The organism is Nonomuraea wenchangensis, assembly GCF_900111685.1.
GTDB classification, from domain to species: Bacteria; Actinomycetota; Actinomycetes; order Streptosporangiales; family Streptosporangiaceae; genus Nonomuraea; species Nonomuraea wenchangensis.
Genome location: NZ_FOHX01000017.1, coordinates 66,555 through 84,991 on the forward strand (window position 1 = coordinate 66,555; position 18,437 = coordinate 84,991).

Genomic DNA, 18,437 nt, shown 5'->3' on the forward strand with positions numbered 1-18,437 from the left:
TCCCCCTGCCCTGCCGGCGCGTCAGTCGCAGGTGCGATCTTCGTTGTCACTCTCACCGGCGACCACCAGCCCGGACTCGTAGGCGAGCACCACAGCCTGGACTCGGTCTCGCAGGTCCAGTTTGGAGAGCATGCGGCTGACGTGTGTCTTGACCGTGTGCTCGGTGACCACGAGCGCGGCGGCGATCTCCGCGTTCGACAGGCCGCGCGCGACCAGCTTCAGCGTCTCGCGCTCGCGGTCGGTCAGTGCCTCCAGCCTGGCCGCCAGCCGGGGGGCGACGCCGTGGGCGGGCCTGCGCACCAGGTCCTCGAGCAGTCTCCTGGTCGCCGCCGGGGCGAGCAGGGCCTCACCTGAGGCGACGGTACGCACGGCGTGGGCGAGCTCGTCACGCCGGATGTCTTTCAGCAGGAAACCGCTCGCTCCCGCCCGGACCGCGTCGTAGACGTACTCGTCGAGATCGAACATGGTCAGCACGAGCACCTTGGCGGCGGTGGTGGCGCAGATCTCCCTGGTCGCCTCGATGCCGTTCTTGCCCGGCATGCGCACGTCCATCAGGACCACGTCCGGCTGGAGCCGCCTGGCCTCGGCGATGGCCTCCTCGCCGTCGGCGGCCTCGCCGACCACCTCGATGTCCGGCTGCGCGTCCAGGATCAGCCCGAACCCCGCGCGGAAGAGGTCCTGGTCGTCGGCGATGAGCACCCGTAACACGCAAGCTATCCAAGCGGAAATTCAGCTTTTACCACGAATCCCCCGTTTGGTCCGGCCCCGACCCTGAGCGTCCCGCCACATGCCGCCGCCCGTTCGCGCATCCCGGCCAACCCGTACCCGCCGCCCTCACCCGGCCCTCGCCCGTCGTCGGCGATCTCCACCGTCAGGCTCTCCCGCCAGGTCAGAGTGAGGCGTACGGCACGCATACCGGCGTGCTTGCGCACGTTGGTCAACGCCTCTTGAACGATGCGGTAGACGGCGGCCTCAACGCTTTCGGTGATCGGACGCGGGGTGCCGACGGTCATGCTCGCCACCTCGAGACCGCTGCGCTCGAGCAGCGCGGGGAGGTTGGCCAGACGCGGCTGAAACAGCGACTCGCGCAGGCGCTCGCCGGCATGGCCCCACGCCGGTCCGCCACCTTCGCCCGGGGTCCGCAGCGCGGCGAGCGCTCCCCTGAGCTCGGCCAGCGCACCTCTTCCCGTGTCGGCGATGGCTTCAAAGACCGCTTCGGCCTTGTCCGGGTCGCTGCGGAGCACCACCGGCCCGGCTTCGGCCTGCACCACCATCAGGCCAACGGAATGGGTGACGATGTCATGCATGTCGCGCGCGATCCGGGTGCGCTCCTCTGCCGCCGCCGCGATGTGCTCCTGCTCCCGCCGCCGCGCCCGCTCGGCCAGCTCGGCAGCTCGCGAGCGACTTGCCCTGACACTGGTGCCCAGCGCGTAGGCGGCCACAAAGGCAGTCCCCACCAGCCGGAAGGTCTCGTCGTTCTCTCCGGGCAGCACCAGCGAGACACCCACAGCCGCCACGATCCCCGGAATCGCCGCCAGTCTCTTCCAGGTGGGGCTCAGGTCGGCGATCGTGTAGACGGCCAGCAGCGGCCCGAAGGGCAGGAACGGCTTCTCCCACGTCACCATCACCGTCATCGCCGTCCCGACCACCACCGCCACCGCCATCGGCGCCCGCCTACGCCACCACACCGGCACCGACGCCAGCAGCCCCAGCCCGATGATCCACCACGGTTTGGGATCGGGGAGGAGAAGCGGCCCAACCGTAGCCAGGACCACGCCCACGGCGAGCGCCCCGTCAACCGCACTACCGCCCCGGCCCGCTGCGAACATTCGCCCATTATCAGGATCTATCGGCCCACTTGCCCTCACTCTCTGGAGTGATGCTGGTGGCTGGTGCGCCCTGCTGACCACCCTGACGCCCGGCCAGGCCGACGCCGCCGAGATACTGATCCGCGGACGACTGATCCTCACCGCGCTGGGCCGCCTCCAGCTCATCCCCCCAGCGTCCTGGAACACAACGTCTCTGTCGAGGTCGTGGCACGCCACCCCGCCGCTGACCTGCCTTGCGCTGGACAGGTCCTGGAGCCTCGATCCTCGGTCGGGACCAGGCTCGTCGGGCAGGCGGCCCAGCCGGACGGGTCACCTAGCTTGACGTTGGTGCCGCCGATCCCGCAGTACCCATCTTGATGACGAAGACGAAGCCGCTCAGGCGGTCGCCCCAGCTTGATGAGATCCGGGCCGGTGCGTGAATGGCGCGCGACGCGCCTGTCCCCCGTGCGAGCTACCCGCGACTGTCCACCGTGCGGGGACGATTCCAGACCGTCGAATCCCTAGCATTTCCGGCATAGCGGCGACCTCAAGGCGAAACCGAGAATCACATGGTCACGAACTCCCTTGTCAACGAATTTGAGGTGGTTTGATGCGCATCGGAGTGTTCGTAGATGAGATGGGACCGTCGCTGGACGCGGTCATCGACCAGTTCCAAGCCGCGGCCAAGGCCGGCTTCGCCGGGGTGTGGCTGGGCCAGCGCACCGGCCGGGATGCCCTGACCACCCTGGCCGTGGCCGGGCGACAGACACCCGGGATCCAGCTCGGCACGGCGGTGGTGCCCACCTATCCCCGGCACCCCCTCGCCCTGGCCGCGCAGGCGCTGACCGTCCAGGAGGCCGTTGGCGGCCGGCTCAGCCTGGGTCTTGGAGTCAGCCACCGGCACATCATCGAGGACCAGTACGGGTACTCCTTCGACAGGCCCGCCCGTCACCTCCGTGAGTACCTGTCCGCGCTGGTCCCGCTGCTGCGCGGTGAGAGCGTCACCTACCGGGGCGAGACGCTCACAGCCGTAGGCGCGGTCGACGTGGCGGCGGCCGCACCGCCATCCGTGCTCGTCGGCGCGCTCAGCCCCGCGATGCTGTCCGTAGCCGGCGAACTGGCCGAGGGCACCATCACGACCTGGGCCACCGCATCCGCCCTCGCCGAACACGTCGTGCCGGCGATCACCAAGGCGGCGGGCCGCAGGACGCCTCGCGTGGTCGCCAGCACCGTCGTCTGCGTCACCTCGCACGAGGACGACCGGCGGGCGTGGGTGACCGAGAACTTCGGGATGGTCGGGCAGCTGCCCATCTACCGCACCATGCTCGACCGCGGCCACGCCGCCGGCCCTCAGGACACGGTGATCATCGGCGACGAGACCGCAGTCGAACGCCAGATCCGCCGGCTGTTCGACGCCGGCGCGACCGAGCTCGTGGCGGTGCTTCTCGGATCCGAGGAGGAACAGGCCCGGACCACCGCGCTCCTGGCCGGCCTGGCCGGATAGACCGCCGGACCAGCAGTGGCGCGACGCGGCTGAATTCCCTTCCCTCGCAGCCCTGATCAACCAACACAGCACGGCATAAAGGAGGACATCCGAGCGTCCAGCGCCGTACGGCCCGGTTTCCACTCGCGCCCGCAGGCTGCGGCTGCTGCCACACGTGACGTTGTTCGGGACCGATAACGCCGCGAGCTCCGCCAACTCCCGCTCGGCCGTACAGTGCACGTCAGCGGACCCGCGCCGACTTCCGCGCCGAGCAAGCCCGACTGATCACGGGCACCCCGCCTCCCGGCCCGGAGAAGACCGCAACCCCTCGCTGGGCCGCTTCGGTGACGCTCAGCGTCAATGGCATCGCGCCCGGGCTGCATCACACCACTTGCCGCCACACCGCCGGGTCCTGTCCCTCCGGTCAGATGGGCCGCCTCCCTTCGGTGACAGCGTGCTGGACGGCGCGGGTGTCCGTGAGATCCGGCAGCACGACGTCCGCGCCCGCCGCTCGTAGTTCGGCGACGCTGTTGGTTCCGGTTGCGACCGCGACGATCCTGGCCCCGGCTGCGTGGGCGGTGGCGATGTCACGGAGGGTGTCGCCGATGATGACAGAGTCGGCGCCGCTGTGTCGGTGGCCGAGATGCCGCTCGGTGCGCTTGAAGGCATGTGCCGGCAGGTCGGTGCGTTCGAAGGCGTCGCCTCCATACGCGCCGAGACGGAAGTCGATGTGGCGGTCGAGTCCGAACACTTCCAACTTCAATACCGCGAGCGAATACAGGTTGCCGGTCAGTACTGACTGACGCACTCCTGGGACGGCCCCCACAGCCGTCAGCGCATCGGCCGCACCCGGCAGCGCACGCCCCTCAGCGAGCAGGTCGCCCGCACGGTCCAGATGTTCCGCGATCAGCAGATCCGTGAAGGCGTCCAGCAGGTCGGCGTCGGGATCCAGGCCGTGAGCCCTCAGCGCATCGGTAGCGGCGGCCAGTTCGGTGCGGCCGTCGAACTGCCACGGCTGCTCCAGCGTCAGATTTGTCGCCTTACGGAACGCTTCGGCATAGGCCTGGCGCGCGACCGTGCCGGCGTCGATCAGCGTGTGATCGATGTCCCAGAGCACCAGAAGAGGAGTCGGCGTGTCAGCTTGCATGAAGACCTCCATGATTGTCCCGCGCCCACACGATCAGTCCCAAGACCATGAACACTGCGCCGGCCGCCGAGACCGCAGCCCATCCGCCGAGCCGATAGGCCGCCGTGCCCGCAGCGGTGCCGGCCACGCCCCCAAGGGTGTAGATGGTCATGTAGACGGAAGCAATCCGTGAACGTGCCACGCTCACAAGGCCATAGACCACGCTCATGTTCACCAGATGTGTGCCTTGTACCGCCAGGTCCATCGCCACGAGCCCGACGACGAGCCATACCAGGCCCTGGGTTCCGATCGCCATCACTCCGAACGAGGCCACGCCCACGATGAGGAGAATTCCGGTCACCTGGCGTTGCCATCCCCTGTCCACAGCACGACCGACCGTGTGTGCAGCGATCGCACCTGCGACGCCGACCAACGCGAACAGGCCGATCTCAGCTTCGCCGTATTCGTACGAAGGTCCTGACAGCAGGAACGCCACGGTCGCCCAGAACACCCCGAACGCGCCAAAGGCACAGGCACCGATCAGTGAGCGTCTCCTGAGCAGCGGCTCACTCACCGCCAGCTTGACGGTCGCCCGGAACTGCGCGGCGTAGCCGATCGCCATCTCGGCGGGAGCTGCTGGAAGGGTGCGTGCCAGCGCGCCGGTGAGCAGGAGCGTCACAACCGCAGCACCCAGGAAGAGCGCACGCCAGCCGAACGCCTCGGCAGTCAGGCCGGCGATCGTTCGGGACAGCAGAATGCCCACCAGGCCACCGCTGAGCACCGTCGCGATGACGCGGCCGCGCTCGTGCTCGCCGGCGAGGGTGGCGGCGTAGGGGATGAGGATGTTCACCACACTCGCGCCGGCCAAGCCGATCACCGCTCCCGCGGCCAGCAGTACGCCTACGGTGGATGCCGTGCCGGTCACGACGAGCGCCACGACTTCGACGAGCAGGAGCAGGCAGACCAGCGGGCGTCGACGGACGATGTCGCCGAGCGGCACGACCAGGACCAGCCCCAGCGCATAGCCCAACTGCCCGACGGCAGGCAGGTACCCGACCTCGAAGGCCGAGGCGTACGACCGTGCCATGTCGGGAAGCAGCGGCTGGCAGTAATAGAGGTTGGCTATGGCCACCCCATAGCTCACCGCCAGCAGCCATACCTGATGGCCTGGAGCGTGGACGGCCTGACCCGTACACGATGGGCGCCTCTCGTCGATGGTCACCGTAGCGACGCTACGAGAGTATTGGGCCTGAATTAAGATCCACCGACATGTCGAATTCTTGGCCCACTTCCGGTATCGAGCTGCATCTGGAACTTGACCCGGCAACCGGCCGCCGCGCCGCTCTCGAGCAGGCGTTACGGGCCGCGATCCAAACTGGACGGCTGGCACCCCATGCCCGGCTGCCCGCCAGCCGCAATCTCGCCGCGGAGCTCGGGATGTCCCGTGGAACCGTCAGAGCCGCGTACGACCAGCTCATCGCCGAGGGATACCTGACCGCCCGCCAGGGATCGGGCACGGCGGTGGCCGGGCTCCCCCAGCGCCGCACGGACAGCGCAGCCGGTCGGCATGACCTGGCATCGCCTGGCCCCCGGCACGATCTCCGCCCAGGCCACCCAGATGTCTCCGCCTTCCCCACGGCGGCATGGCTGCGGTCCACCCGCCGGGCACTGGGCTCCGCCGCAGCCGACGCGTACGCCTATGACGACCCGCGCGGCCGGATCGAACTGCGTACCGCACTGGCCGAATACCTCGGACGCACCCGTGGCGTCCTCGCTCACCCGGACCTCATCATGATCACGAACGGGTACGTCCAGGCCCTGGCACTGCTCAGCCGCGTACTCAGCGAGGCCGGCACGGCCACCATCGCGACGGAGGATCCGGGAGTCGCCTTCCACCGGGAGGTGATCCGTCGCAACGGCTCGGCGGTCGTCCCGCTCGCCGTGGATGAGCGCGGCGCCCGTACCGACCTGCTCGGCGCCCCCGGTTTCCCGTCGGTTGACGCCGTGGAGGTGACCCCGGCCCATCAGCATCCGACAGGACACACCCTCGACCCGCAACGCCGCCGGGCCCTCATCGGCTGGGCACGTTCCAGCGGCGCTCTGATCATCGAGAATGATTACGACGGCGAGTTCCGCTACGACCGCCAACCCATCGGCGCGATCCAGGGCACAGCGCCCGACCATGTCGCCTACGTCGGAACCGTCTCCAAGGCCCTCAGTCCCGCCCTGCGTCTGGGCTGGATCGTGCTGCCCCATCACCTCTTGGAGCCGCTGATCGAAGCCAAGCGCCACAATGACCGTCACACCGAGACCATCGGCCAACTGACGCTGGCGGACTTCATCGCCTGCCATGCTTACGACCGGCACGTCCGCGCAGGCCGGTTGCGCTACCAACGCCGGCGCGACCTGCTACTGGCCCGCCTCCACGCTCAGCCGGGCCCCCTGCCGACCGGTTTCTCCGTCCACGGGATCGCCGCCGGCCTGCAGGTCCTGATCAGCTTGCCGGCTGAAGGCCCGACCGAGCAGCAGGTACTCCAGACCGCAGCGGCCAACGACGTGGGCGTGGGACACCTGGGCGATCGCTGGCATGCCCCCGGAGACCACCCGCAGGGCATCATCGTGGGCTACGGAACACCGAGCGAGCGCACCTACCCGGCCGCAGTCGACGCCCTCGCCCACGTCCTACGGATCACGCATCGCGCCTAGACCTCGCGCGGACAGCCCTGTTCACTCACCAGCGGGAGCCACGCCCACCGGACAGAAAACCCCAGTGCCGCCGATCCCGCAGTACCCATTGGGCACTTTGTACAGGTACTGCTGGTGGTAGCGCTTAACTTCAGGTCGTAATTCACAGCATCTCTGGCAGGAGGAGAAGCGCGCTGGTGTGGTTCGGGCGGACTACTGTGAAGTGACGGCGATCAAGCGTTGCGACCTCCGAAACGTTGAGCCGTTCAGCAACCGCGATCACGGATGCGTCGACCGCGCCCAGAGAAAGACTCGCGTACAGCTCAACCAAGTCGCTCATCCGGTCCACGTCCTGCTCGGTGAGATCGACCAGTGTCACACCTGACCCGAAGGACCGCAAGAAGGCCGGCTCCGCTTTGCTGCCCTGTCGCCTCTCGACCAACTGGCACACCTCCGTGACAACTGTGGAGGGGACGAGCAGCGGACCAGGGTAAGTCCTCAGAAGGCGCGCGCACGCATCGTGGTGCTTGTCTTGGCCATTGAGCGCCGCGACCAGCGGCCCTGAGTCAAGAACGATCACAAAGAGTGATTGTCCTCCGACCGCAAGATCTCCTCGGCACGTTCCGCAAAATCGGGCTCCGCCTCCAGCATGCCGATGAACGGCAAGTCCCGAACCGTTTGCGGCTCATCGAGTTGATCCCGGACCAGGCGAAGCAGAGGCGCGACCTTCTCCTCAGGCAGCCGGTCCACCAGGTGATGAAGCTCCTCGCGCATCACGCTCATGCCATCCAGTCTATGGGACGAGGTGTCCCAAGGCCGGAACACCTCGTTCTACCGCCTTCCGGGGAGACGCAGATGTTCCCAGGAGATGCTGACGCCCCAGTTGAGAGCAGGCCGCAAGACGTCCACCGTAGAGATCCCGCCAAGGCGTGGGGACCTGTTCGCCCACGGAACCGGCGTGATCCTGATGGAGCCGGCCGATGATCTCACTCAGCAGGCGACCATCCTCCTACGGGAGTACGGCCCCGTTCACTCAGGCACCCCGGCCGGCGACTTCAACGTCATAGACCTGGACGACGCATCGGGCTGGGCCGTAACGGGCCATCACCCCGACATTCTCACCTACCTCGATCCCAGCGAGTTGGAGAACCACGACTATCTCGCAGTCGGCATCCTCGGGCGCGCCAAGCGTGATCGCGACGGAAACGAACTGACCGTCCTTCACCACCTCGAAGACAAGCGCAGCATCTGAGGCAGAGGCGGCTTCACCTGGCGATTACGCGCGACGGTCCCCGAGAGATAAATCTCGGCGTCTCTGATAGGGCGTCCCATCTTCCGCGTACCAACTACGACTCGCCACGAGGCCGAGTAAAGGTCGAACGCCAGGAGAGCCGGCCTGCGAAACAGACAAGGCCTCCGCCAGCATGAGGATCACGCTGGCTGAGCTCGAGACCGACGTCGCTCAGGCCGGCGATTGTCCTTCTCTCGCCGTGCTCACGCTGCTTCCAGTCCATGAGCGCCTTCATGCGCCGAGAGGACGGCGTTCACGCCGAAGAAGGCCACATCGCCAGCCGTCAAGCCGCCGGCATCGTCCGCGAGAGCACGGTTCAGGCTTCGCCCGACGTCAAGCCGACCGGGCAGGAGACGCCCGTGCCACCGATGCCGCAGTAGCCGTTCGGGTTCTTCCACAAATATTGCTGGTGGTAGCGCTTCGCTTCAGGCAATAGATGCACGACCTAATGAGCCTTGGACCGATACTCAGCCCACCTGTCGACCGCCTCTTGAAGGTCAAGAGCGGCAACGTCCTCACGCGCCATCCCAACCGTGAAGATCAACCGGTCCGCGAGCCAATCTGGAACCGGTTCTCTGGGAGGTGCTTTCTCCACCCTGATGTGATCGGCCAGCCTGCCAAGGCGTTCAATCACCTGGCCGAGCTGGATGATCTCGGGGCGGCCTGCACCCACCTCACGGACCCTCGCCGTCGCCTCCGCGTACACCTCCGCGTCGGCCCGCTCACCAACAGCCCACACCTCGCAGATCTCCACTGACTTGTCCTCAGTGATGCGATAGACGACACGCCAGGTGTTGCGACTGACCACCAGTTTCCGGAAGCTGGTCAGTTCCCCGCCGAGTGGGTAACCAGCTTCGGGATTGTCCAACAGGAGAAGGATCTTCTTGAGCACTTTGGGTACCGCGTCTGGGCCAATGCGCCGGAGGTCGTCGACTGCCGGCGCGGTGAAGACGACGTCGGACACGATTCACTCATCGTCCGGGAGGGCGGATAGCGACTCGCGAGTATGCCCGAAAGCGGCAAGCACCTCATCGAGCGAGACCCGCTCTCCCGTGTCCGTGACCGACCGGGCGAGCACAAGCGCCAGATCACGCAAATCAGCCGCCGCTTCCTCAAGTTCATGGAGCCGACGAATACTCACCACGGCCGCCACTGGCTGATGCCGACGGGTGACCACCAGATCGGTCCCCTGCTCCGCATCAGCCACCAGGCGGGCAACGCCTCGCTGGGCCGCCTCTGTGACGGTCAGCTCAGTAGGGTCGTGCAGAACAGCCATACATCAACTGTACATCTTTCTGTATAGAACCGCAGCTCCCCTGCCCAAGCATCGCCTCACGCGTCACCGGACGTCAGACCCACTGGACACGCGACTCCGGTCCCGCCGATGCCGCAGTACCCGTTGGGAACTTTAAAAAGATATTGCTGGTGGTAGCACTTCATCTCGCGCGATAAATCAGGCTTAGGCTGCGGGAACACGTGGACTGATTCGCACCTCCAGCTCGGCGTCCAGAGCCCTGGCCAGTCGCTCGAGGACCGGCAGCGTCGGCACGGTCCCTCCTCCTTCGAAACGGGCCACCGCTGACTGCGTCATGTCAGCCGCACGAGCCAGCTCACTCTGGCTCCACCCTCGAGATTCGCGCATCTGTCGTACTGCCCGACCGAGTTCGAAGGCGAGACGAGCCGCATCGTATGCCTCGGCCGCCCCGGGCTCGGACAGCCGTCGGTCACGGAGATCAGCCCAATCGGTCCGCTCGGTCATCATCACTCCTCGTCCACCGAGTGCGCCTCGTCCTTGCAGCGGGACAACGGCCGCCGCGCCCGCTCCACTTCTCGATCTTCCCTCATTCGCGTTTTGCGGAAAACAGTCAGAAGGATGATCCGCCGATCCGAAGCGAGCCAGTAGCTGATCCGCATTGTCAGATCATCAAGGTAGAACCGCAGCTCGCGCAGCTTGCCATCGAGCTGTCGCGTGTACGGCTCTCCCAGCAGCGGGCCTTCCGCTGCGAGTAGGTCAATATAGAAGGCCGCTCGCGCGAACGACTCTGCCGAGAGCTTCTCAAGCCACTCCCGAACTTCCGGCTCCAGCTCCACGCTACCCCAAGCCATAGCGATGATGCTATGGCTGGGGATGCCGCAGTCATGCGATTACAGAATTCGGCCACTCCGAGTTATCCCGCGCCTACCCAACTCTCCGGTGGCGATCAAGGGCCACGCGGACGCTCTCGGAGCGGTCATGGTCTCAGCGGGTTCTACGCTTCGCCGGCCGTCAAGCCGACAGGACATGCGACGCCGGTGCCGCCGATGCCGCAGTACCCACTGGGCACTTTGTGCAAGTATTGCTGGTGATAGTCCTCCGCGTGGTAGAACGGGCCGGCTTCGGCCAGTTCGGTGGTGATGTCGCCGTAACCGGCCTCCCGCAGCACCCCCTGGTACGCCTCCCGCGAAGCCTCCGCCGCCTTGCGCTGCTCTGGTGAGTGGTAGTAGATGGCGGAGCGGTATTGGGTGCCGACGTCGTTGCCCTGGCGCATGCCCTGGGTGGGGTCGTGGGACTCCCAGAAGACCTTGAGCAGCTCCTCGTACGAGATCCGGGCGGGGTCGAAGACCACGCGGACGGCCTCGGTGTGGCCGGTGAGGCCGGAGCAGACCTCCTCGTACGTCGGGTTGGGGGTGTAGCCGCCCTGGTAGCCGACGGCCGTGGTGACGACGCCCGGGGTCTGCCAGAACTTGCGTTCGGCGCCCCAGAAGCAGCCCAGGCCGAAGTCGGCCACCTCCAGCTTTTCGGGGTACGGCGGGGCCAGCGGGGCGTCCAGGACCGCGTGGCGCGGCGCCACGGGCATCCGCTCCGGGCGGCCCGGCAGGGCGTCCTCCGGCCGGACCATCGATGTCTTGTTGCCGCCGAACAGCCAGCCCATCGCATTACCTCCAGCTCGCGTCCTCGGTTCAGCCTACCTGGGCCGCTTCGGCGGGCCCGGCGGGCTTCATCTCTCGCAACGCTTTAGGAGATCTACACATTTCCTCTTAGAGGATGAAATTTGTGGTTAAAGGTGGTAACGGGCGAAAATGGGGTTCATGCCTGACTCTCGGCGCGGTGTGCTGTACGGAATCGCCGCCTACACCATGTGGGGCCTCTTCCCCCTCTACTGGCCTCTCCTCAAGCCCTCCGGCGCCGTGGAGATCCTCGCCCACCGGATGGTGTGGTCGCTGGTGTCCGTTCTCGCGGTGCTCGCCGTCCGCCGCCACTGGTCCTGGTTCAGGGAGCTGGCCCGGCAGCCGCGCAAGCTCGTCCTGCTCACGCTGGCCGCGATCACGGTCACGATCAACTGGGGCACCTACATCTACGCCGTCAACAGCGGCCACGTCGTGGAGACCGCGCTCGGCTACTTCATCAACCCCCTCGTCAGCGTGCTGTTCGGGGTGGTGCTGCTGCGCGAGCGGCTGCGTCCGCTGCAGTGGACGGCGGTCGGGTTCGGGGCGCTGGCGGTGGTGGTGCTGACCTTCGACTACGGCCGGCTGCCGTGGGTCGCGCTCGTGCTGGCCGTGAGCTTCGGCATCTACGGGCTGGTGAAGAAGAAGGCGAACGTCGAGGCCACCGAGAGCCTGACGATCGAGACGCTGGTGCTGCTGCTGCCCGCGCTCGGCTATCTGTTCTTCCTGCAGGCGAGCGGGGAGTCGACGTTCCCGGGGCAGGGATGGGGGCACGCGGCGCTGCTGGTCGGGGCCGGGCTCGTCACGGCGGTGCCGCTGCTCTGCTTCGGCGTGGCGGCGATCAGGGTGCCGCTCAGCACGATCGGGCTGTTGCAGTACATCGCGCCGATCCTGCAGTTCGCGTGCGGGGTGCTGATCGCCAAGGAGGTCATGCCGTCCAGCCGGTGGATCGGGTTCTCGATCGTGTGGCTGGCCCTGGCGATCTTCACGTACGACAGCCTCAGGACGGCTCGCCAGGCCGCCCGGGTGCGCAGGAGCGCGGCCTCAGCCGGAACGCCGGACCACGTAGTCGCACAGAGCTAGGAACGCCTCCCGGGCCGGGATGTCCGGCAGGCCGGAGATGTCATCCCGCGCCCGGTCCACCCACGCCTCCAGCTCCGCCCGCGACCGCGCCATGGCGGGGTCGGCGCGCAGCAGCTCCAGGGCCTCCTCGACGTCCTCCTCGGCCACCGGACCCGACAGCAGCGCGGTCAGGCGCGGGGAGTCACCGGCGGCCAGCGCGTAGAGGACGGGCAGGGTCTTGATGCCCTCTCGCAGGTCGGTGCCGGGCGTCTTGCCCGACTGCGCGCCGGAGGAGGCGACGTCGAGCAGGTCGTCGCCGAGCTGCCAGGCCACGCCGATCGCCTCGCAGGCGCGGCTCAGCCGCTCCTCCACGTCGGCGGGGGCGCCGGACAGCAGCGCGCCGAACCGGCCGGAGGCGGCGATGAGGGAGCCGGTCTTGTCGGCGAGCACGTTGAGGTAGTGCGCGATCGGGTCCTCGCCGTCGCGCGGGCCCACGGTCTCGCGGATCTGGCCGCGGACCAGGCGGGAGAACGTCTGGGCCTGGATGCGGATCAGCTCGGGGCCGAGGTCCGCGAGCAGGTCGCTGGCCTGGGCGAAAAGGTAGTCGCCGGTCAGGATGGCCACGGTGTTGTCCCACCGGGCGTTCGCCGACGGGGAGCCCCGGCGCACCGGGGCCTCGTCCATGACGTCGTCGTGGTAGAGCGAGCCGAGGTGGGTCAGCTCGATGACCACCGCGCCGGGCACCACGCCCGGCGCGGACGGATCACCGAACTGGGCGGCCAGCAACACCATCAGCGTACGGAACCGCTTGCCGCCCGCCTCGATGAGGTGCTTGGACGCCTCCGTGACGAAGGCGTCCTCGCTCTCCACCGACGAGCGCAGGAGCTTCTCGACCGCGGCCAGTCCGTTGGCCACGTCCTGCGCCAACCGCTCGTCCTCAATGGGAAGGTCAACCACGGGTGGCGCAGACATAGAGATTCCCCTTATCTAATGAACAGGCTGCTAGCAGCGTCGTTGGCGATACCGAGCACGGACTCCGGGTAGAGCCCAACTCCTACGGTAACCAGCAGCGAAACCGCGATGACCGCCACGGTCCCCATACTGGGGACGGCGATCGCCGGGCCGTCGGCGGCGGGCTCGCTGAAGAACATCAGCACGATCACGCGGACGTAGAAGAACGCGGCCACCGCGGAGGCGATCACGCCCACCACGACCAGGCCGACCATCCAGCCGCCGATCGGGTCGCCGGGCTGCGTGCCGCTGCTGACCGCGGCCGCGAACACGGCGTACTTGCCGAAGAACCCGCTGGTCAGCGGGATGCCCGCGAAGGCCAGCAGGAAGAAGGCGAACGTGCCGGCGAGCATCGGGGCGCGCTTGCCGAGCCCCGCCCACCGCGACAGGTGACCGGCCTCGCCGCCCGGGTCGCGGATCAGCGTGACGACCGCGAACGCGCCGACCGTGGTGACGCCGTAGACCGCGAGGTAGAACAGGATCGCCTTGAGCGAGACCGCGTTCTGCTCGGCGGTGCCGAAGGTCGCCATCACGCCGACGAGCAGGAAGCCCGCGTGCGCGACCGACGAGTAGGCCAGCATCCGCTTGATCTCGGTCTGCGTGATCGCCAGCACCGAGCCGACGATCATGGTCAGCGCCGCGATGACCCAGATGACCGGACGCCAGTCCCAGTCGAGGTTGCCGAGGCCGACCCAGAACACCCGCAGCACCGCGCCCACGGCCGCGACCAGCGTGCCGGAGGCCATGAGGGCGGTGATCGGGGTCGGGGCGCCCTGGTAGACGTCCGGCTTCCACGCCTGGAACGGCGCCGCGCCGATCTTGAAGAGCAGGCCAACGCCGAGCATGGAGAGCCCGATGAGCAGCAGCGGGTCGAGCCCGGACCCGGCCGACAGCGCGTGGTTGATGCCGGACAGCGAGACGGTGCCCGCGAACCCGTAGACCATGGCGGTGCCGTACAGGAAGAACGCCGAGGAGAACGCGCCGAGCAGGAAGTACTTCATCGACGCCTCCTGCGACAGCAGGCGGCGCCGGCGGGCCAGGCCGCACAGCAGGTAGAGCGGCAGGGACATGACCTCAAGGGCCACGAACATCATCAGCAGGTCGTTCGCGGCCGGGAACAGCAGCATGCCGCCGACCGCGAACAGCACCAGCGGGTAGACCTCGGTGTGGCCGGAGCCGTTGTCGACGGACTCGGCGCCCTCCTCGTCGGCGCTGCCCGGCACGCTCGCGGCCGAGGCGACGAAGTGTCCCTCGTCGTTGACGAGCAGCACGCACACGAACGACAGGACGAGGATGACGCCCCAGAGGAACAGCGACGGGCCGTCCACGGCCAGCGCCCCCATGGCGGAGGGGGCGGTGGACACCTGGCCGCGCAGCACCTGCACCAGCACCAGCGCGAACGCACCGGCCAGGCTCAGCAGGGTGAGCGGCACGTGGATGGACTTGCGCAGGTAGCGCGGCGCGAACGCCTCGACGAGCACGCCGATGATGGCCGCGCCGAACACGATCAGCAGCGGCGCCAGGGTGCCGTACTCGATCGTGGGTGCGTCAATGGCGGGGTTCACTGACCTGTCCCCTTCTCAGCGATGGTGGAGACCGGCACCTGCACGTTGGTCAGCGTCTGGTGCACGGACGGGTTGATCACGTCGAGCAGCGGCTTCGGGAAGAAGCCGAACCCGATGATCAGCGCGACGAGCGGGGCCAGGACCACGATCTCGCGGACGTTGAGGTCCTTGAACGCCTTGACCGGCTCGGCCGTCGGGCCGTTGATGGTCCGCTGCACCATCCACAGGATGTAGACGGCCGCGAGGATGACGGCGATCGCCGAGATCACGGCGGCGACGGTCAGGGCGCCGGAGCCGTGGGCCTGGCTCTCGTACGTCCCGATCATGACCATGAACTCACTGACGAAGGACGACAGGCCCGGCAGCGAGAGCCCGGCGAGACCGGCGACCAGGAAGAAGCCGGCCAGCACCGGGGCCACCCGCTGCACGCCGCCGTAGTCGCTGATGAACGGCGACCCGCGGCGCGCGATGAGGAAGCCCGCCGCCAGGAACAGCGCGCCGGTGGCGAAGCCGTGGTTGACCATGTAGAGGGCGGCGCCGGCCGACGCCGTCGACGACATGGCGAACACGCCCAGCACGATGAAGCCGAAGTGCGAGATCGACGTGTACGCGATGAGGCGCTTCATGTCGGTCTGCCCGATGGCCACGATCGCGCCATAGATGATGCTGATGACCGCCAGCACCACGATCGGCATCGTGAACGCCTTGGCGGCGTCGGGGAACAGCTCCAGGCAGAAGCGCAGCATGCCGAACGTGCCGACCTTGTCGAGCACGCCGACCAGCAGCACCGCGGCGCCGGCCGGAGCCTGGGCCGCCGCGTCGGGCAGCCAGGTGTGCACCGGCCACAGCGGCGCCTTGATGGCGAAGGCGATGAAGAAGCCGCCGAACAGCCACTTCTGTGTCGTCGGGTCCTGGATGGCCCCGACGAGCTCCGGGAACATGAACGTGGACTTGCCGGCCACGACGTAGAGCCCGATGACCGCGACCAGCATGAGCAGGCCGCCGAAGAGCGAGTACAGCAGGAACTTCACGGCCGCGTACGACCGCTGGGCGCCGCCGTACGACCCGATCATGAAGTACATCGGGATGAGCATGGCCTCGAAGAACACGTAGAAGAGGAAGATGTCGGTCGCCGCGAAGACGCCGATCATCATCGTCTCCAGCACCAGCAGCAGGGAGAAGTACGTCTTCACCGACCGCTTGGGCGTGATGAGCGTGCCGTCGGCGGTCTTCACGCCGTCGGCGTCGTGCCAGGAGGCCAGCACCACGATCGGCACCAGCACCGCCGACAGCGCGATGAGCACGAGTGCCACGCCGTCGACGCCGACCCCGAACTTCACGCCGAAGCTCGGGATCCAGTTGTAGGCGGCGGTGAACTGGAAGCGGTCGCCGTCGGGGTCGAACCCGGCCGCCATGACGCCCGTGAGCACCAGCACCACCAGCGAGACCAGCAGCGTGACCTGCTTGGCCAGCTTGTCGCTGCCCTTGGGAAGCAGGGCCACCACGATGGCGCCCACCACGGGCACCGCCATGAGTATCGGAAGCCAGGGTGACATCAGATGGTCCCAACGAGGAGCAGGGCGCCGGTCAGCAGGGCGGCACCGATGAAGATGGACAACGCGTACGTCCTGGCGAAGCCCGTCTGGATCCGCCGGAGGCGGCCGGAACTGCCGCCGATGCCGGCGGCCAGGCCGTTGACCAGGCCGTCGATGCCGCGGTTGTCGAAGAACACCGCGAGGCGGGTCAGCCACTGGCCGGGACGCATGAACAGCGACTCGTTGATCGCGTCGCCGTAGAGGTCACGGCGGGCGAACGTGGTGAGGAACGAGCCGCGCGGCTGCACGGCGGGCACCTCGGCCCGGCCGTAGCGCATCCAGGCGAAGACTGCGCCGACCGCGACGAGCGCGAGCGTGACCAGACCCGGAGTGGTGAACGGGTTGAACTTCGGCGCTTCGGCCGCCGAGCCGCCCACCGACGGGATCAGGAAGTCGTACAGCGTCCCGCCCAGCACCAGCCACGCGCCGAGGCCCAGCGCGCCCAGCGACAGCACCATGAGCGGCACCGTCATGACGGCCGGGGACTCGTGCGGGTGGGCGTCGTCCGCCCACCGCTTCTGCCCGAAGAAGGTCATGAAGACCATCCGGGACATGTAGAAGCCGGTGATGCCCGCGCCGAGCACGGCCAGCCAGCCGAGGACCGGCGCGTGGTGCACCGCGGTCTCGATGATGCCGTCCTTGGTGAAGTAGCCGGACAGCAGCGGGAAGCCGATGATCGCGAGGTAGCCGATGAAGAACGTGACGAACGTGATCGGCATGAACTTCCGCAGACCGCCGTACTTCCGCATGTTCACCTCGTCGTTCATGCCGTGCATGACCGAGCCGGCGCCGAGGAAGAGGTCGGCCTTGAAGAAACCGTGCGTGATGAGGTGGCCGATGGCGAAGGCGTAGCCCGCCGGGCCGAGGCCCGCGCCGAGCATCATGTAGCCGATCTGCGACATGGTCGAGCCGGCCAGGCCCTTCTTGATGTCGTCCTTCGCGCAACCGATGATGGCACCGGCGAGCAGCGTGGCCGCACCGACGATGGTGACGGCGAGCGCCGCCCCCGAGCCCTCGGGGAAGAAGAACGCGCCGGAGCGGACCACCAGGTAGACGCCCGCGGTGACCATGGTCGCGGCGTGGATGAGGGCCGAGACCGGGGTCGGGCCCTCCATCGCGTCGAGGAGCCAGGACTGCAGCGGGAGCTGGGCGGACTTGCCGCACGCGCCGAGCAGCAGCAGCAGGCCGATGGCGAGCATGACGCCGTCGGAGGCGCCGGCTTCGCCGATCTTGCCGTAGAGGTCCTTGAAGGCGAGCGTGCCGAACGTCGTCCAGATGACGAACATGCCGACCAGCAGGCCGAAGTCGCCGACGCGGTTGACGACGAACGCCTTCTTCGCCGCGACCGCCGCCGACGGCTTGAACTGCCAGAAGCCGATGAGCAGGTAGGACGCCAGGCCGACGCCCTCCCAGCCGATGAACAGCCCGACGTAGTTGTCGGCCAGCACCAGCAGGAGCATCGCCGAGACGAACAGGTTGAGGTAGGCGAAGAACCTGCGCCGGTGCTCGTCGTGCGCCATGTAGCCGATCGAGTAGATGTGGATCAGCGAGCCCACACCGGTGATCAGCAACGCGAAGCTGATCGACAGCGGGTCGATCAGCAGCCCCATCTTCAGGTCGAGGTTGGGGATGAACTCGTACAGCTCGACCGCCCGGCGCCGCTCGCTCGCACCGAACCCGATCAGCTCGAAGAACGCCAGCACCGCCACGACGAACGAGGCGAGGGACATGGCCACGCCCAGCAGATGGCCCCAGCGGTCGGTCAGCTTGTTGAACACCAGCAGGATGAACGCCCCGACCAGCGGGAAGGCGATCATCAGCCAGGCGTTGCCGATCACGCCGCCGGTGTGCTGGGTGATCTGAGCGATTTCAGACTCCACCAGTCA

The 18,437-nt window shown here is 67.7% G+C and carries 19 protein-coding genes and 3 pseudogenes; 4 read left to right on the forward strand and 18 right to left on the reverse strand.

Annotated elements, in window-relative coordinates; all coding sequences use genetic code 11:
* Positions 1-21 precede the first annotated feature (21 nt).
* Both BMW85_RS37305 and BMW85_RS37310 read right to left on the reverse strand, forming a co-directional pair.
* The gene (locus tag BMW85_RS37305; RefSeq protein ID WP_091091255.1) at positions 22-708 is read right to left on the reverse strand and encodes a response regulator; all 687 of its coding nucleotides are present in this window, start codon (positions 706-708) and stop codon (positions 22-24) included.
* 5 nt (positions 709-713) lie between these two features.
* The gene (locus tag BMW85_RS37310) at positions 714-1,829 is read right to left on the reverse strand and encodes a sensor histidine kinase (protein WP_091091257.1); all 1,116 of its coding nucleotides are present in this window, start codon (positions 1,827-1,829) and stop codon (positions 714-716) included.
* A 589-nt stretch (positions 1,830-2,418) separates the two neighbouring features.
* On the opposite strand from BMW85_RS37310, the gene BMW85_RS37315 reads away from it, so the two are divergent.
* Positions 2,419-3,312 (forward strand): TIGR03564 family F420-dependent LLM class oxidoreductase, encoded by an 894-nt coding sequence (locus BMW85_RS37315; RefSeq protein ID WP_091091258.1) that lies wholly within the window; start codon positions 2,419-2,421, stop codon positions 3,310-3,312.
* Positions 3,313-3,715: 403 nt separating this feature from the next.
* Here BMW85_RS37315 and BMW85_RS37320 read toward each other — a convergent pair whose 3' ends face one another.
* Positions 3,716-4,438: an HAD hydrolase-like protein gene (locus BMW85_RS37320; protein ID WP_177241081.1), complete on the reverse strand. Its 723-nt coding sequence runs from the start codon at positions 4,436-4,438 to the stop codon at positions 3,716-3,718.
* Complete coding sequence (locus BMW85_RS37325) at positions 4,428-5,639, reverse strand: MFS transporter (protein ID WP_177241082.1); 1,212 nt, start codon at positions 5,637-5,639, stop codon at positions 4,428-4,430. The genes BMW85_RS37320 and BMW85_RS37325 overlap by 11 nt, the downstream gene beginning before the upstream one ends.
* A gap of 47 nt (positions 5,640-5,686) precedes the next feature.
* Here BMW85_RS37325 and pdxR point away from each other — a divergent pair, with 47 nt between their 5' ends.
* Positions 5,687-7,123: a MocR-like pyridoxine biosynthesis transcription factor PdxR gene (pdxR, locus tag BMW85_RS37330; RefSeq protein WP_091091263.1), complete on the forward strand. Its 1,437-nt coding sequence runs from the start codon at positions 5,687-5,689 to the stop codon at positions 7,121-7,123.
* 21 nt (positions 7,124-7,144) lie between these two features.
* Here pdxR and BMW85_RS51565 read toward each other — a convergent pair.
* The 3 genes and pseudogenes from BMW85_RS51565 to BMW85_RS37340 form a co-directional block, all read right to left on the reverse strand.
* A pseudogene (locus BMW85_RS51565) lies at positions 7,145-7,243 on the reverse strand (peptide-methionine (S)-S-oxide reductase MsrA); the annotation flags it as partial.
* 22 nt (positions 7,244-7,265) lie between these two features.
* Positions 7,266-7,682: a type II toxin-antitoxin system VapC family toxin gene (locus BMW85_RS37335; protein ID WP_091091265.1), complete on the reverse strand. Its 417-nt coding sequence runs from the start codon at positions 7,680-7,682 to the stop codon at positions 7,266-7,268.
* Positions 7,679-7,885, reverse strand: coding sequence for a hypothetical protein (locus BMW85_RS37340; RefSeq protein ID WP_091091266.1), 207 nt, complete (start codon positions 7,883-7,885; stop codon positions 7,679-7,681). Before BMW85_RS37340 ends, BMW85_RS37335 begins: the two co-directional genes overlap by 4 nt.
* 85 nt (positions 7,886-7,970) lie before the next feature.
* Between BMW85_RS37340 and BMW85_RS37345 the strand changes: the two genes are divergently transcribed.
* Positions 7,971-8,354 carry a hypothetical protein gene (locus BMW85_RS37345; RefSeq protein WP_218156102.1) on the forward strand — a complete coding sequence of 128 codons (384 nt, stop codon included), beginning with the start codon at positions 7,971-7,973 and terminating at the stop codon, positions 8,352-8,354.
* 355 nt (positions 8,355-8,709) lie between these two features.
* On the opposite strand, the pseudogene BMW85_RS51570 reads toward BMW85_RS37345, so the two are convergent.
* From BMW85_RS51570 to msrA, 7 genes and pseudogenes are all read right to left on the reverse strand, one after another.
* Positions 8,710-8,817: pseudogene (locus tag BMW85_RS51570) on the reverse strand (peptide-methionine (S)-S-oxide reductase MsrA); the annotation flags it as partial.
* Between the two features lie 21 nt (positions 8,818-8,838).
* Positions 8,839-9,357 carry a type II toxin-antitoxin system RelE family toxin gene (locus BMW85_RS37350; RefSeq protein ID WP_091091268.1) on the reverse strand — a complete coding sequence of 173 codons (519 nt, stop codon included), beginning with the start codon at positions 9,355-9,357 and terminating at the stop codon, positions 8,839-8,841.
* A gap of 3 nt (positions 9,358-9,360) precedes the next feature.
* A complete protein-coding gene (locus BMW85_RS37355; RefSeq protein ID WP_091091269.1) occupies positions 9,361-9,669 on the reverse strand; it encodes a type II toxin-antitoxin system Phd/YefM family antitoxin in 309 nt (102 codons plus the stop codon).
* A gap of 56 nt (positions 9,670-9,725) precedes the next feature.
* Positions 9,726-9,824 (reverse strand): annotated as a pseudogene (locus tag BMW85_RS52680) (peptide-methionine (S)-S-oxide reductase MsrA); the annotation flags it as partial.
* A 28-nt stretch (positions 9,825-9,852) separates the two neighbouring features.
* Complete coding sequence (locus BMW85_RS37360; protein ID WP_342743479.1) at positions 9,853-10,155, reverse strand: helix-turn-helix domain-containing protein; 303 nt, start codon at positions 10,153-10,155, stop codon at positions 9,853-9,855.
* Complete coding sequence (locus BMW85_RS37365; protein WP_091091271.1) at positions 10,155-10,499, reverse strand: type II toxin-antitoxin system RelE/ParE family toxin; 345 nt, start codon at positions 10,497-10,499, stop codon at positions 10,155-10,157. The genes BMW85_RS37360 and BMW85_RS37365 overlap by 1 nt, the downstream gene beginning before the upstream one ends.
* 143 nt (positions 10,500-10,642) lie before the next feature.
* The gene (msrA, locus tag BMW85_RS37370) at positions 10,643-11,305 is read right to left on the reverse strand and encodes a peptide-methionine (S)-S-oxide reductase MsrA (protein WP_091091273.1); all 663 of its coding nucleotides are present in this window, start codon (positions 11,303-11,305) and stop codon (positions 10,643-10,645) included.
* A 157-nt stretch (positions 11,306-11,462) separates the two neighbouring features.
* On the opposite strand from msrA, the gene rarD reads away from it, so the two are divergent.
* Positions 11,463-12,401, forward strand: coding sequence for an EamA family transporter RarD (gene rarD, locus BMW85_RS37375; protein WP_177241083.1), 939 nt, complete (start codon positions 11,463-11,465; stop codon positions 12,399-12,401).
* Here the strand turns inward: rarD and BMW85_RS37380 are convergent.
* The 4 genes from BMW85_RS37380 to nuoL are packed head-to-tail and all read right to left on the reverse strand — an operon-like array spanning position 12,363 to position 18,368.
* On the reverse strand, positions 12,363-13,352 hold the full coding sequence (locus BMW85_RS37380; protein WP_091091277.1) for a polyprenyl synthetase family protein: 990 nt from the start codon (positions 13,350-13,352) through the stop codon (positions 12,363-12,365). The two genes, rarD and BMW85_RS37380, sit on opposite strands and share 39 nt — an antisense overlap.
* Before the next feature lie 11 nt (positions 13,353-13,363).
* Complete coding sequence (gene nuoN / locus BMW85_RS37385) at positions 13,364-14,956, reverse strand: NADH-quinone oxidoreductase subunit NuoN (protein WP_091091278.1); 1,593 nt, start codon at positions 14,954-14,956, stop codon at positions 13,364-13,366.
* Positions 14,953-16,512, reverse strand: a complete 1,560-nt coding sequence (locus tag BMW85_RS37390) for an NADH-quinone oxidoreductase subunit M (protein WP_091091280.1) — start codon at positions 16,510-16,512, stop codon at positions 14,953-14,955. Before BMW85_RS37390 ends, nuoN begins: the two co-directional genes overlap by 4 nt.
* Positions 16,512-18,368, reverse strand: coding sequence for an NADH-quinone oxidoreductase subunit L (nuoL, locus tag BMW85_RS37395; RefSeq protein WP_245775298.1), 1,857 nt, complete (start codon positions 18,366-18,368; stop codon positions 16,512-16,514). Before nuoL ends, BMW85_RS37390 begins: the two co-directional genes overlap by 1 nt.
* Positions 18,369-18,437 lie beyond the last annotated feature (69 nt).